This is a genomic window from Archangium primigenium (assembly GCF_016904885.1).
GTDB lineage: Bacteria > Myxococcota > Myxococcia > Myxococcales > Myxococcaceae > Cystobacter > Cystobacter primigenius.
On the sequence record NZ_JADWYI010000001.1, the window covers coordinates 3,879,435 to 3,893,221 of the forward strand.

Genomic DNA, 13,787 nt, shown 5'->3' on the forward strand with positions numbered 1-13,787 from the left:
TTGTCTGGGCGGGGAGGCTCTGCGAGCGTGCGCCGCCATGAGCACTCGACCGTTTCGGATCCTGGGTCTGCAGCAGGTGGCCATCGGGGGGCCCGACAAGGCACCCCTGCGCAAGCTCTGGGTGGACGTGCTGGGCCTGGAGCCCGTGGGCACCTACCGCAGTGAGCGCGAGAACGTGGATGAGGACATCGTCGTGGCGGGGGTGGGCCCCTTCCGCGTCGAGGTGGACCTGATGCAGCCGGTGGATCCCCAGGGCAAGCCCCGGGTGCACGAGCCCGCGCTCAACCACCTGGGCCTGTGGGTGGACGACCTGGGCGCGGCGGTGCGCTGGCTGGAGGGGCAGGGCGTGCGCTTCGCGCCGGGCGGCATCCGCAAGGGCGCGGCCGGCTTCGACGTGACGTTCATCCACCCCAAGGGCAACGAGCCCTTCCCGCTGGGCGGCGAGGGCGTGCTCATCGAGCTGGTGCAGGCGCCCCCCGAGGTCATCTCCGCCTTCGAGACGCTCGCGCGGGCTCAGGGCGCCCGGTAGTTCTGCACCTTGGAGTTGAGCTCCACCGCCGTGGCGTAGATCTGCGCCCAGGCGCGGCTCTTGAAGCGGTCCAGGGTGCCGGACTTGGCGTTGGCGTGCGCGAAGAGGTCCTCGCGGAACATCGCGTCGGCCGCCTTGCGCGCGTCGGGGCCCAGGGGCTGGCCCACCTTGGCGTGGTAGCGCAGCAGGTCGTAGCCGTAGTCGTGCGTCTTGGCCATCACGTCGAAGTCCTCCACGGGGCCGATGCCACCGGGAGACGACGCGAAGCCCAGCGGATCCTGCATCCGGGGGCCGTTGGGCGTCTGCAGCTGGTAGGGCTTGTAGCCCATCACCTTCTCGAAATCGGCCGGAGGAGGACGCGCACCCGTGAGGTACTCGTTCATCCGCTGGGCGTCATTGACCTTGGGCGCCAGCGCCACGTTCGCCGTGCGCTGGAGCGCCGGCGCGAAGGTGTCCACCGGACGCGCGCTCGCCTGGGGCGCGGTGGCCGCGCGGGGCGCGACGGTGCTGGCGGCGGGAGTCGTGGCCTCGGGAGCGGGCAGCCGGCTGGGGATGTTGCTCTTGATGCGCAGGTCCATGGCGAATCTCGCTCCCTGGCGCCGTTCCGGGCGCCCGGTGTCTTCGGGGTTGAGAGCGTTATCGGAAAATGAGACGCGCGGGTTGCGTGGGGAGATGTCGTTGTCGGTGGTTTTCACGGGCCGTGTGTGAGCCGGCGCAAGGTCTCCCGCAGGCGGGGCGTGAAGCGGAAGGGCTCGGGACAGGCGCGGGCCTCGCAGACGGCGAGGTAGTCGTCGAAGAAGGCCGTGGCGCCCCGGGAGGGGTATTCGCGCAGGCGCTCGGGGCCCCGGGCGTCCTCCAGCGTCCGGGCCATGTGGACCCCCACGCGGATGAAGACGCCCTGGGCGAGCGGGTGGTGGGCGGCGAGGATGCGCGCGCGCGCGGCACCGGGCTCGCGGGCGAGCGTGTCGGGGTCCAACAGGCGCGCCACCTGGGCGAAGGCCTCCGCGAGGCCTTCCGACGCCGGGGCCGGGCCCGGTCCGTGCGCGGCCCAGGAGTGGTAGGCGAGCCCGTAGCCGAGGACACGGCCCAGGCCCTCGCTCACCAGGGCGTCCGTGGCGTCCCGGGGGCGGGCGCCCGAGCGGGGCGCGTCCCGCTCGAGCAGCAGGCGGATGATGTCCGAGGCGAGGCCCTTGAGGAGCGCGGCCTGGCCCTCCACGTTGCTCGTGAGCGCGATCGCCAGCGACTCGCCCGGCAGCAGCAAGAGGAGCGTGGACGTCTCCGGCTGCGCGCCCGCGTGCGCCACCACGTAGTGGCCCCGGAGCGGCCAGGTCGCGAAGCCCATGCCGTAGTCGGTGAGCCGCCCGTCCCGGGTGCTCATGGGCGTCTGCATCAGCGCCGTGGTGGCGCGGGACACCAGCCGGGTGTCGAGCAGCGCCTCCCCGAAGCCGAGCAGATCCTCGATGGAGGCCCGGGTGCCGCCGCCCGCGAAGCGCCCGGAGACGTCCACCTCGCGCGAGGGCACCCGCCGCCCGTCCCGGAGCCGGTAGCCCCGGGCGTGGTGCTCGTCGCGCGTGCGCCGATCATCCAGGGCCGCGTGCGCCATGCCCGCGGGCGCGAAGACGTGCGCCTGGAGGTAGTCGCCATAGGACTGGCCCGAGGCGGCCTCAAGGGCGGCGCCCAGCAGGTTGTAGGCCCAGGTGCTGTAGATGAAGCGGGTGCCGGGCTCGGCTTCCAGCGGGTAGTCCGACACGAGCGCCACCGCGCCCGCCGTGTCCAGGGGGCCGGTGTCCTGGCTCGGGCCCAGCCGCCCGTAGTTCGTCACGCCGCCCAGGTGGCCGAGCAGCTGCCGCACCGTGACGGGCCAGCGCCGCTCGGGCCAGGCGGGCACCCAGGTGTGGATGTCCTCGTCCAGCGCGAGCTGGCCCCGCTCCACGAGCTGCATCACCGCCACCGCGGTGAAGGACTTGGTGAGCGAGGCCATGCGCCAGGTGGTCCGCGGCGTCGCGGGCAGGTGCCGCTCCACGTCCCTCAGCCCGTAGGCCCCCACCCAGCGCGCGTGCTGGTGCACCACGCCCACGGCCAGGCCCGCGTGGGGCCCGCGCGCCAGCCGCTCGCGCACCAGGGCCTCGAGCGCCGCCTGGAGCGAGGCGGGCAGGGCGGGGGACTCGGACGGGGCGGGCACATGGGGCCGCTCACACACGGGGACCCCGCCGGGCGCCGCCTCCACCGGAAGGCCGAGCAGGAGCACCGTCAGCGCGAGCCGCTTCACCGCACACCTCCCCGGGGCGCCGGGCCCCACCCGCACGCTAGCCAAATCCCTCCGCGCCCGGGGGAGTGGGGAGGAAAAGGGCAGCGCGCGCGGGCCGGTGTCCGTTTGCTCCACGCCGCCTCGCCCCGCGTCCGAGGGGCCTTCACCTGGAACGCCGCTTGCTCAGACGTCCGGGGTTTACCCACTGGGTTCTTTGGGGCCCAAATTTTCGCGACACCAATGGAAAACATCCTCCCCATGAAGAAGCTGTTCTCGTCGTTGCTCGCCGTGTCCGTCGTGGTGCTGGGTTCCGCCTGCCAGAAGGTGGAGAAGATCGCCGTGACGCCGGCGAAGGTGGAGCTGTCCGAGGCGGGCCAGAAGGCGCAGCTGGCGCCCCGCGCGCTCACCGCGAAGGACGAGCCCGTGGAGAAGGCGACGTTCGAGTTCGCCTCCAGCGACGGGCAGATCGCCACCGTGGACCCCACGGGCACGGTGACGGCGGTGAAGAGCGGCTCGGCCACCATCACCGTGAAGTCCGGTGAGGTGAGCGGCACCACGCCGGTGGAGGTGGTGATTCCCGCCACGCTCGCGCTGCAGGGCACGCCGGAGACGCTCACGGGCCTGGGCGCGCAGGGCACGCTGAGCGCCGAGGTGAAGGACGACGCGGGCCGCCCGGTGAAGGACGCGCAGGTGACGTTCACCAGCAGCAACCCCGCGGTGGTGGCGGTGGAGGGCACCATGCTCAAGGCCGTGGCGGTGGGCACCGCCACCGTGACGGCGACCTCGGGCGCGCTCACGAAGACGGCCGAGGTGAGCGTGAAGTTGCCGGACGTGGAGAGGGTGGCCTTCACCGAGATCGTGCCGGCCACGCTCAAGGTGGGCGAGAGCACGGCGCTCACGGCGGTGGCCAAGGGGACCGATGGCGCGTCCATCCAGGGCGTGGCCTTCACCTTCACCACGAGCGACGAGAAGATCGCCACCGTGGACGCCTCGGGCAAGGTGATGGCGGTCAAGCCCGGCTCCGTCACCATCAAGGCCGAGGGCGGGGGCAAGACCGCCGAGGCGCCGCTGAGCATCAAGAAGTAGCGCGCCCGGCCTACTTCGCGGCCACGAACTCGAAGGAGGCCGGGGTCTTCTCGCCCTCCTTCACCGTCACCTGGGTGGTGCGCGTGCCCAGCGTCTCGTGCCAGGCCTCCAGGGTGTACGTGCCCGGGGGCAGGCCCTCGAGCGTGAAGGCGCCGTCCTCCTCGGTGGTGGTGAAGAAGGTGTTGGGGCTCATCACCACCCAGGCGGACATCCACGGGTGGATGTCGCACTTGAGGTGGATGATCTGCGCGTCGGTGGGCGGCATGGCCTCCTTGGTCCTGAGCGGAGGCTGGGTGACGTTGAAGAGCTGCTTGGTGCCCGCCATTCCGCGCACGTTGTGCAGGGTGCTGTCGCTGTTCATGAGCACCAGCGGCTGGCCGATGACGGCGCCCTGGACGCGCGGCTTGTACGTGCAGCGGTTCTGGTCCACCACCACCATGGCGTCCGGCGCGGGCCGGGACTGGCCGACGATCTCCCCCTGCACGCGCACCAGGACGTTGGCCAGCTTGCCGTCGTGCACCAGGACGGGCTGATCCTCCAGGTCCATGCCATCGCAGTTGGGATCCGAGTCGGGGGTGATGGGCTTGGGCGGCGGAGGCGTGCCCTTGAAGGTGACGACGCCGACCACCGCGCCGCCGCCCTTGGGCGCCGGGGCCTCGTCCTCCTGGGGCGGGACGGCGTCCTGGGGAAGGGCCTGGGCCCGGATGGCCGGAGCCGCCGGGGGCGGGGCCGGAGCGACGGGCGCCTCGTCCTTCTTGCAGGCCGTCAGGGTGGCGAGCCCCACGGTGCCGAGCACCGTCAGGCTCAACGTACGCAGCGTCATCGTGCAATCTCCTCGCACTCCGGCGGCGCGCGGGGGTCGCGGGCCCGGGTGGGGATGGTCCAGACGTGTCGTAACAGAAAAGCGGTGTTCTGGGCCAATCACGGTGGTTCCGGTTCTCCCGATGTGCCAGGGAGGTCCCCAGGGGGGCGGGCTTCCCGCGGCGGCAGACGTCCCCCCCGGAAGCCGCGCCAGCGCACGTAGTGGGTGAAGTCGCGCGTGAAGGCCTCCTCGGACAGGCCCACGGCCCGCTCGAAGGCCTCGGCGAACGCCGGGCCGCCGCGCATCTCGCCGAGCACCTCCCGCACGCGCTCCTCTCCGTAGCGCCGCACGAGGAAGGCGAAGGCGTGGTGGGCCATGCCGTAGACGAGGTTGGACTCGTCCCGGTAGAGCGCGTCGGGGGCGTGCAGCGGGTCCGCGCCCGGGTTGCGCTCCAGGTAGCGGGCGATCTCCTCCAGGGACACCCACCGGTAGCCCTGCTCGGCGGTGTACGAGGCCATGCCCTCGCGAAACCACAGGGGGATGTGCTTGCGCGTCCAGCCGAGCCGATCCGCGGCGAGCTGGTACATGAGCGTGTGGGTGAGTTCGTGCAGGAGCAGCTCGGTGAGCTGGGCGGGGCTGGCGCTGGCGAGGCCCCACGTGGAGGGCGTCTGCAGCAGCACCTCGTCGTAGCGGCTCCAGGCGCGCAGCCACCCCATGCCCCGCTGCCGCGCGGCGGCCTCCAGGCTCGCATGGGTGGGCATCATCCGCACGATGATGGGCTCGCGCGGCGTGCCCCAGCGCTCGAGCCGGGGCAGGGCCTCGTCCATGGCGTGCTGGACCCGGGGCACGTCCGCGGCGTTCCGGGGCGCGTACTCGATGCGGTAGCGCCCCGAGGGGCTCGGCCACTCCTCGGTGAGCCGCGCCCGGTCCGCGAACCGGGGCGCCGCGCAGCCCGCGAGCAGCGCCACGCACACCGCCAGCACCCCCGGCCCTGGCCTCACGAGCCCTCGTCCCGTGTCCCCGCGCATCCCTTGCCTCATGGCACGCCCCACCAGCGAAGCACCGCGCGACCCACATCCGCCACGGTGGCCAGGGACTCCAGTTCGGGCGCTGGCGGCCCGAAATAGAGCACGGGCACCGGGTTGAGGGTGTGGGAACGCGTGGACAGGTCCTCCACGTTGCCGTGATCGCTGCAGATGAGGATCCGGGCCTCGGGCGGACGGGTGGCCACCACCGCCCGTGCGAAGGCCTCGAAGGTGTCCAGGGCGTCGTGGGCGGCGGCGAAGTCCTGGGCGTGTCCCGCCTCGTCGGCCAGGTAGTGCTCGAAGAAGGTGAAGTCGGCCTCGCCCGCCACGCGCCAGAACACCCGGGCCGCCTCCTCCGGGGTGCGCGCGGGCACGCCCAGGCCGCGCGAGGTGGCGCGCGTGCCGGTGATGTCGTGGGTGAGCCCCCGCCCCGCGCGCGCGTCGTCCAGGGTGCGCAAGGGGACCTGGCCCGCCACGAAGGCCAGCGTGCTCGCCGAGGCCTTCAGGCGCCGCAGGGCGGCCGGGGTGAGGGTGAACTCGGGCGGGCTGTCCGAGGGGCGCCGGGGCAGCTGGAGTGCGTCCAGGTAGGCCACCGGGTAGCAGTTGGCGAAGGTGGCGACGCGGCCCGCCTCCCCCAGGCGCTTGACGAGCGAGCGGCGTGCGAGCAGCGCGCGCAGGGGGGCGTCCGGGTAGCCCAGCACGTGCCGGCCGATGAGCGCGGGGGCCGGCTCGCCCGTGAGGATGGCCGTCTGGTTGGAGGCGGACTGGGGCCGTCCGGTGACCCCGAAGGTGGTGTCCACGGGGTACAGGCGGCCCCCGGGGGGCAGGGGCGTTCCGGGCGCGTCCAGGAACTGGGAGAGCAGGTGCCCCCTCCCGGCGAGCGGGTTGCTCGCCGGCTCGTTTCGTCCGATGCCAACCCCATCAATGAAGAGGACCGCGACGCGCATGACGTGACACAGTATGGGCCGTCATGGCCCTGCACGGTGATTTCTCCAGCTTTCCCCTGCCCGAACTCCTCCAGTGGTTGGACAGCTCCCGCAAGACGGGCACGCTCCAGCTCCTCTCCTGGGAGGGCGGTGAGCGCTCGCTCTTCCTTCTCTCCGGCCAGGTGCTGGCGGTGGCCAACGAGGGGCTGCGCGGGCGTCTGGCCCGGGTGCTCGCCCTGGCCAAACTGGCCGATGGCGCGGCGGTGCTCGCCGCCCTCAAGGCGCTGCCCCCCAGCGGCGAAGGCATGGAGTCCGTCTTCCGCGCCCACGGCGTGGAGCCCCGGCTCGTGCGCGAGCTGGTGCGCGAGGAGATGCTGGGCTCCATGGCGGACCAGACGCGCGGCGGCCACGGCGCCTTCCACTGGACCGAGGACATGGACCGCTCGGGCGAGGAGTGGGCCCCGTGCGAGATGAGCCTGCGCGAGCTGCTCTTCGAGTCGCTGCGCTGGGTGGATGAACAAGCGGACGTGGACCGGGTGCTGCCCGGGGACGCGCTCACGGTGCGCGCCATCGTCCCGCCCAGCTCGCGCCAGCCCCTCTTGCACCGCATCCTCTTGTCCCTGTGCGCGGGCGGGCAGAACATGGGCCGGCTGCGCCTGTCGCTGGGCATGTCGCGCTCCTCCACCTCGCGCCGCATCTTCGAGCTTTTGCGCGCCCGCCAGGTGGAGGTGGACGGCGCCCCCGAGGTGGTGGTGGACCCGGTGACGGACATGCTGGAGAAGGGCGCGGTGCTGGTGCGCGAGCGCCAGTACGACGCGGCGGAGCTCGTGTGCGCCACGCTCCTGGCGAGCGATCCCACCGACCGGCGCGTGCGGGAGTTCGCCCGCATGGCGCAGAGCGAGCACGTGGCCTCGCTCTACGCGGCGCTGCCCCCCCTCTCGGTGCCGGTGCTGTCGCCCGACTCCGAGGAGCTGAGCCTGCTCAAGGCCGAGGAGCGCCAGGTGGTGGGGCTCGTCAATGGCTCCTGGGACGTGTCCACGCTGGTGCTGGCCAGCCCCGCGCGCGAGCTGGAGACGCTCAAGACCCTCGCCAAGCTCGTGCGCATGGGCCTCTTGCGCCTGCGCTCCGAGTCCGACCCCGAGCACGGCCGGGGATGACGGAAAAATCCCTCCCAGAGGACCGCCTCGCCTCCGCCGTCCGCGCTCCCCGCGCGGGCGGCGTTTTCGTTTCCGTCTCCGTCTCCGTCTCCGTCTCCGTCCGAGGGGGCGTGATGGTCCTCATTACCCGGGACAGGCGCGGGGCGAACACGGGGTCTCTACATCGCGCCGGGAAATCGCTATGACGCCGTGTGTCGACCAGTGGTCATTGACCCGGGAGTTCTCGATGAAACTCAAGCAGATGATGGCGGTGGTGATGGTGCTCGCGACGCCCGCGCTCGCGCAGGTGGAGCGCACGGGATCGGCGAGCACGGTGTTCAAGGGCAAGGGCCCGGCGGGCTTCAAGATCGAGGGGAGGACGGAGGAGCTCACCCTCAAGGACGACGGCAAGACGGTCGTCATCTCCGTGCCCCTGGCGAAGCTGTCCACGGGCATCGACCTGCGCGACACGCACATGCGCGACAAGTACCTCCAGGTGGACAAGTTCCCGGCCGCGGTGCTGGAGGTGCCCTGGTCGGAGATCAAGCTGCCCGAGGCGGGCCAGAGCCTCACCCAGAAGGTGAAGGGCAAGCTGACCCTGCACGGCCAGACCAAGGACGTGGTGGCCGAGTACGTCATCAAGCGCAACGGAGACGTCTACGAGGCGACGGGCCAGATGCCGGTCAACTTCAAGGACTTCGGCATCGACGTGCCCAACTACATGGGCGTGACGGTGAAGCCCGACCTCGAGACGAACACCTCGTTCCACTTCAAGAAGAGCTAGAGGCCGTAAGCCATGCGTCAGTTGTTCGTCGTCGTCGTCCTGCTCGGACTGCTCGCTCCGGCGAGCGCCCGGGCCTACCCGTGGATGATCCGCCACGGGTATTCCAGCTGTGCCGCGTGCCACACGGACCCCTCGGGCAACGGGCTGCTCACGCCCTATGGACGGGCCCAGTCCGAGCTGCTCCTGGCGGCCACTTACGGCAAGGTGAAGGAGGAGGTGAGTCCCTCCACGAGCTTCCTCTTCGGCGCGGTGCCGCTGCCGGAGTGGTTGAACCTGGGGCTGTCCTTCCGCGGAGGCGCGCTGGTCAACAAGGTGCCCACGAGCGACGCCCGGGTGCGGCCGCTGCAGATGGCGAGTGATTTGCGGGGCCAGGCCACCTTCGGCCAGTTCCGCGCCAACGCCAGCGTGGGCATCGCGGTGCGCCGCGCCCTGCTCGCCTCCCTGACGCCGTGGGAGGGCAACAACATCGTGTCCCGTGAGCACTGGCTCGCCTGGGACAACGAGGAGCAGACGGTGGTGGTGCGCGCGGGCCGCATGAACATCCCCTTCGGCCTGCGCAACGCGGAGCACACCACCTGGGTGCGCGAGCGCACGCGCACCGACACCAACGAGCACCAGCAGTACGGCGCGGCCGTGGCCTACAACGGGGACGGCCTGCGCGGCGAGTTGATGGCCATCGCCGGGAACTTCCTGCTCAACCCGGATCTCTACCGGGAGCGCGGCTACGCGGGCTACCTCGAGTGGTCGCCGCGCTCGGACCTCGCCCTGGGCGTGAGCAGCCTGACCACGCGGGCGCGCTATGACGTGGACACGCGGCTGGCCGGCTTCTGGCGCCAGTCGCACGGCCTGTTCGGCCGGTGGGCGGTGGCGCGCCCGGTGGTGCTCATGGCCGAGGCGGACGTGCTCGTCAACGCCTCGCGCGAGCAGGACACGGGTCTGGGCTTCACCAGCCTGCTCCAGGCGGACGTGGAGCCGGTGCAGGGCCTGCACATCCTCCTGTCCGGCGAGACGCTCACGCCCGTGGGCAACCTGGGCACCAGCGTGGGCGCGGGGCTCGGCGTGGGCTTCGTCTTCCTGCCCCAGTTGGAGCTGCGCTTCGATGGTTTCGCCCGGCGCTCGCCCCTGCCGGGCGGCGGCGGCTCCCAGTCCTTCACCGTCCTCTCCCAGCTGCACCTCTCCCTATGAAAGCGCTCCTGAATCCCGGCTCCCGTCGCGCCCTGGCGCGGGCCTCCGTCCTGGGTCTCGCCCTGTGGGGGGCCTCGCCCGCGTGGGCGACGGGGGAGTACCCCGACATCCTTCAATCCACGCTGAGCCTGCCGTCCTACCCCTCGTGCGCCCTCTGTCATCAGGGGCCGCAGGCGGTGGGCACGGTGGTCACGCCCTTCGGCATGTCCCTGCGCGCCCGGGGGCTGGTGAGCTTCAACAACGCGTCCTTGCGCTCGGCCCTGGAGAAGCTGGAAGCCGAGAAGGTGGACAGCGACGGGGACGGCGTGCCGGACATCGAGGAGCTCAAGACGGGCCGGGATCCGAACCGGGCCGAGGCCACCGGCGGGGACGGCGAGCCCATCCTCGAGGAGGTGCTGCCCGAGCCCACGTATGGCTGTGGCGTGGCCCCGGGCGGACTGTCCCTGGGGCTGGCGGGCCTGCTGCTCGTGCTCAAGCGGCGCCGCTGAGACGTCGTCGAGACGGACGGTCCGCGCCCGCTACTCCGTGGCGGGCGCGGGCAGTCCGGCGGTGTGCAGCCGGGTGAAGATGTGCATCAGCACGTACAGGGCGAAGGCGGCGTCATCCACCCGGTGACTGGAGCGCGCGCCGAGCGTCTGCAGCTTGAGCAGGTCCCCCCCATCCACGTGCAGCAGGTAGGCCTGGGCCGCCAGCGAGCCCTCGCCCGCGAGCGCCAGGCCCCGCCGCGCCGCGTCCAGGCACGCCTGGATGCAGGTGGCGTAGTCGCCCGCCGCGAACGCGCCTTCCGCCGCCCGGGCATGATCGAACAGGTCGGACGGGGCCAGGGCACTCGTCGCGCCCAGGGGCCGCTGTCCCGTGAGGGACGGGGGCGCGGTGGCCGGGACCCCGGGCTCGGGCAGGGGCGGCTGGGCGGGGGGCGGGGCGCCGATGGCGGGCATGCTCCGCGAGGGCCGGGGCGCCATGGCGGGCGGCGCGGCCGAGGACGCACGGCCCACCAGGTGCTGGCTCAGCTGGGCCTCCAGGTTGCCCCGCCCGGAGGCCGCGCCCGGGGGCGGCGCCACGCGTGGCGGCGGCACGATCTTCTTGGCGCGCAAGTCCTGGATGACCAGCCGGGTGATGGCCTTGAGCGCGTCCATCACGCCCCGGCCGCTGACGGCCTCGGTCTCGAAGTCGGGCACGCCGCGCGGATTGAGCGCCTCGCGCAGCTCCTCCACGGACAGCGCCGAGGGCAGATCCCGCTTGTTCCACTGCACCACCAGCGGGAAGCGCTCCAGCCGGATGCCCTGCTCCAGCAGGTTCTCCTCCAGGTTGGCCAGCGACTCGCGGTTGGCGTCCATCATCTCCGGCTGCGAGTCCGCGACGAACACCACCCCGTCGGCGCCCTGGAGCACCAGCTTGCGCGTGGCGTTGTAGAAGACCTGACCGGGCACGGTGTAGAGCGCCAGGCGCACCGTGCAGTCATTCACCCGCTCCACCTTCACCGGCAGGAAGTCGAAGAAGAGCGTGCGATCGCCCTCGGTGGCGATGGACATCATCTCGCCCCGGTGCGCCGGGCGCACCGTCTCGAACACCTTGCGCAGCGTGCTCGTCTTGCCGGACAGACCCGGTCCGTAGAAGACGATCTTCACCGCCACTTCCCTGGCCACCAGATTGACGCTGCTCACGGTGTCAGCTTTCCTAGAACGACTCTCCGCCGGGCGCCAGTCGCCGACGGCACGTTCGCGGGCGTCCCCGCGAGGTGCTCGCTGGCCAGCAGCGCGAAGCACACCGCCTCCTTGGCACCCTCTGGCAGGCCCAGCGCATCCACTGGGCGTACGGGCAGGGGAGACAGCCGCGCCGTCAGCCGCTCCATCAGCACCGGGTTGCGGATGCCGCCGCCGGACACGTACACCGCCTCCAGCGAGAAGCGGGGCAGCAGCCACGCCTCGTACGCGCGCGCCGTGGCCTCCACCGTGAACGCCACCGCCGTGGCCATCAAATCCCGCGGGGCCACGTGCCGCGCCCGCTCCCACAGCCCCGTCACCAGGGCGTCCCCGAAACCCTCGCGGCCGGCGCTCCGCGGCGGGGGCAGGGCGAGGAAGGGGTGCGCGAGCAGCTCCTCGAGCAGCGCGGGCACCACCTGGCCCTCGCGCGAGAGGCTCCCGTCCAGGTCGCACTGCAGCCGTCCCTGGGTGATCCGCCGCGCCAGCCCGTCCAGCACCATGTTGCCCGGCCCGGTGTCGAAGGCGAGCGTGTCCTCGAGCCGATCGCCTACCACGCTCACGTTGCCGATGCCCCCCAGGTTCTGCAGCGCCCGCGCCACGCCGGGTTTGCGGAACAGGGCCCAGTCCAGGTAGGGCACCAGGGGCGCGCCCTGGCCCCCCGCGGCCACGTCCCGGGTGCGGAAGTCGCTCACCACGGGGATGCCGGTGCGCTCGGCGATGACGGACGCCTCCCCGAGCTGCAGGGTGGAGGGCGTGGCCGACAGGTGCGCGGGCAGGTGCGCCATCGTCTGACCATGCGAGCCGATGACGTCCACGTCCTCGGGCCGCGCGCCGCCCCGCGCGATGGCCTCCAGCGCGGCCTCGGCGAAGCGCTCACCCAGGGCGAAGTTGAGCTCGCACAGCGCACGGGCATCGTTCGCCGCGAGCACCTGGTGGGTGAACTCGGGCGGGAAGGGCCGCGAGACGTGTGCCAGCAGGGTGATGCGGACCTCGGCGCCCGTGCCCTCCACCTGGCAGAGCACTGCCTCCACCGCGTCCACGCTGGTGCCCGACAACAGCCCGACGCACAGCCGCGACGGGGGAAGGACGGCTCGCGAGTCCATGCCCTGAATGTAAGCGCCCGTGCGCCCGCGCGCCGGACTCCCCGGTGCGGGAACGACGAGAATCCTCCACTCGGCTAGCCAGGCCTCCGGTCAAGCGGCGGATCCCGAACGGGCGATGTGCCGTCGGAGGCGTGGGCGGAGGCCAGGTCCCGTCGGGCGGTGGACGCTCCACCCCCGCCCAGGGACGCCCGGGGAACGGGGGGTTGAGGCCGCGCGCTGCCAGGAGAGGCCGCTCCCGACCGCGCTTGATCCTTCCTCCACCGGCGGATGCCCGGACACTCGGGGGGCTCGAGCACCTGGGGTTCGAGCGCGCACTCACCGCTCGCGGGCGGTCCCGCGCCCCGGGGACTCACGGGCCGGGGCGCCACGGACGGCGGCGGGGACGGGCTCTCCACCACGAGCCGGGGGGACGGGGGGAGCGGGGGCGCGGGGGCCTCCACGGGACGCGCTTCCACGGCACGCGGCTCCACGCGGACCGGGACCGCGCGCGCGGGAGGCGGCGCGGCTAGGGGCTGGGGCGTGGGCATGGGCACCACGAGTCCGTTGTGCCGCGGGGCCTGGAGGCTGTCGGTGAGCGCGGTGTTGCGCGGGGGAGCGCTCCGCGCGCGCTCGCCACACCCGCTCACGTCATTGCCCTGGAGCACCGCCTTGCCCCACTTCACGCGGATGCAGTCCTCGGCCCGGGCCCGCACCGAGGTGTTGCGCACCGTCGCGGCGATGAGCAGTTCCAGCCCTTGCTCGGCCTGGGTGAGGAGCGCGCCGTCGATGACCGTCCCCCGGCCACCTCGCACGCGGATGCCATACCAGGCGCCCTCCGCGCCTCGTGCGGTGAACTCCACCGGTGACTCCGTGGTGCCCCGCACCAGCAGTGTCCCATCGACAATGAGCTCGACACGTTGGGAATCCACTCCGGATCCCTGAGCATCATCGGAGGCGGCGATCACCTGCACACCCGGCTCCAGGGTGAGCTTCGCTCCCCACGGAACCGTGACATCACCACGCAGCACATAAGGGCTGCCGCTCCGCTTCCAGACGGTGTTCCCCGGCACACTGCCCTGGACGTCCGTCGCGGCGGACGCCATCGCGGGAAGCAGCAACACCAGGGTGAGGAGCACGGCACGCATGGCGGCACGCAGCGTATCGTCCGTTGCCTGACACCGTCCACAAAGGGCGCCACGGTTGGCTGCCCATCAAGCGGAGCGGATGACCGGTGGAGGACAGGCGCGGCACCCGGAAGTGCCCGTCTTCCTGTCCTCCCCG

General features: G+C 72.3%; 14 protein-coding genes. 6 read left to right on the plus strand and 8 right to left on the minus strand.

All coding sequences use genetic code 11. The features are described from left to right. The first annotated feature begins 37 nt into the window (after window positions 1-37). On the plus strand, window positions 38-529 hold the full coding sequence (locus I3V78_RS16070) for a VOC family protein (RefSeq protein WP_204488888.1): 492 nt from the start codon (window positions 38-40) through the stop codon (window positions 527-529). On the opposite strand, the gene I3V78_RS16075 is transcribed toward I3V78_RS16070, so the two are convergent. Beyond that, window positions 514-1,107, minus strand: coding sequence for a hypothetical protein (locus tag I3V78_RS16075; protein ID WP_204488890.1), 594 nt, complete (start codon window positions 1,105-1,107; stop codon window positions 514-516). The genes I3V78_RS16070 and I3V78_RS16075 overlap by 16 nt on opposite strands. A gap of 113 nt (window positions 1,108-1,220) precedes the next feature. Next, window positions 1,221-2,798 (minus strand): serine hydrolase, encoded by a 1,578-nt coding sequence (locus I3V78_RS16080; RefSeq protein ID WP_204488893.1) that lies wholly within the window; start codon window positions 2,796-2,798, stop codon window positions 1,221-1,223. Window positions 2,799-3,035: 237 nt separating this feature from the next. Between I3V78_RS16080 and I3V78_RS39915 the strand changes: the two genes are divergently transcribed. Next, on the plus strand, window positions 3,036-3,863 hold the full coding sequence (locus I3V78_RS39915; RefSeq protein WP_204488896.1) for an Ig-like domain-containing protein: 828 nt from the start codon (window positions 3,036-3,038) through the stop codon (window positions 3,861-3,863). Between the two features lie 10 nt (window positions 3,864-3,873). Here I3V78_RS39915 and I3V78_RS16090 read toward each other — a convergent pair whose 3' ends face one another. The 3 genes from I3V78_RS16090 to I3V78_RS16100 all read right to left on the minus strand — a co-directional run bounded on the left by I3V78_RS16090 (window position 3,874) and on the right by I3V78_RS16100 (window position 6,637). Continuing rightward, window positions 3,874-4,686: a carboxypeptidase regulatory-like domain-containing protein gene (locus I3V78_RS16090; protein WP_204488898.1), complete on the minus strand. Its 813-nt coding sequence runs from the start codon at window positions 4,684-4,686 to the stop codon at window positions 3,874-3,876. A 98-nt stretch (window positions 4,687-4,784) separates the two neighbouring features. Continuing rightward, entirely contained in the window at window positions 4,785-5,666 is an 882-nt protein-coding gene (locus I3V78_RS16095; protein ID WP_338023611.1) for a peptidase MA family metallohydrolase, read from the minus strand. Window positions 5,667-5,701: 35 nt separating this feature from the next. Further along, window positions 5,702-6,637, minus strand: a complete 936-nt coding sequence (locus tag I3V78_RS16100) for an alkaline phosphatase family protein (RefSeq protein ID WP_204488903.1) — start codon at window positions 6,635-6,637, stop codon at window positions 5,702-5,704. 23 nt (window positions 6,638-6,660) lie between these two features. Here I3V78_RS16100 and I3V78_RS16105 point away from each other — a divergent pair, with 23 nt between their 5' ends. The 4 genes from I3V78_RS16105 (at window position 6,661) to I3V78_RS16120 (ending at window position 10,209) form a co-directional block, all read left to right on the plus strand. Continuing rightward, entirely contained in the window at window positions 6,661-7,773 is a 1,113-nt protein-coding gene (locus I3V78_RS16105; protein ID WP_204488906.1) for a DUF4388 domain-containing protein, read from the plus strand. 226 nt (window positions 7,774-7,999) lie between these two features. Beyond that, a complete protein-coding gene (locus tag I3V78_RS16110) occupies window positions 8,000-8,536 on the plus strand; it encodes a YceI family protein (RefSeq protein WP_204488908.1) in 537 nt (178 codons plus the stop codon). Window positions 8,537-8,548: 12 nt separating this feature from the next. Continuing rightward, a complete protein-coding gene (locus I3V78_RS16115) occupies window positions 8,549-9,721 on the plus strand; it encodes a hypothetical protein (protein WP_204488910.1) in 1,173 nt (390 codons plus the stop codon). Then, window positions 9,718-10,209, plus strand: a complete 492-nt coding sequence (locus tag I3V78_RS16120; RefSeq protein ID WP_204488912.1) for a thrombospondin type 3 repeat-containing protein — start codon at window positions 9,718-9,720, stop codon at window positions 10,207-10,209. Before I3V78_RS16115 ends, I3V78_RS16120 begins: the two co-directional genes overlap by 4 nt. A 30-nt stretch (window positions 10,210-10,239) precedes the next feature. Here the strand turns inward: I3V78_RS16120 and I3V78_RS16125 are convergent, their stop codons facing one another. From I3V78_RS16125 to I3V78_RS16135, 3 genes are all read right to left on the minus strand, one after another. Beyond that, the gene (locus I3V78_RS16125) at window positions 10,240-11,385 is read right to left on the minus strand and encodes an ADP-ribosylation factor-like protein (protein ID WP_204488915.1); all 1,146 of its coding nucleotides are present in this window, start codon (window positions 11,383-11,385) and stop codon (window positions 10,240-10,242) included. Further along, on the minus strand, window positions 11,382-12,527 hold the full coding sequence (locus tag I3V78_RS16130) for an anhydro-N-acetylmuramic acid kinase (RefSeq protein WP_204488918.1): 1,146 nt from the start codon (window positions 12,525-12,527) through the stop codon (window positions 11,382-11,384). Before I3V78_RS16130 ends, I3V78_RS16125 begins: the two co-directional genes overlap by 4 nt. Before the next feature lie 74 nt (window positions 12,528-12,601). Next, entirely contained in the window at window positions 12,602-13,651 is a 1,050-nt protein-coding gene (locus I3V78_RS16135) for a hypothetical protein (RefSeq protein ID WP_204488920.1), read from the minus strand. Window positions 13,652-13,787 lie beyond the last annotated feature (136 nt).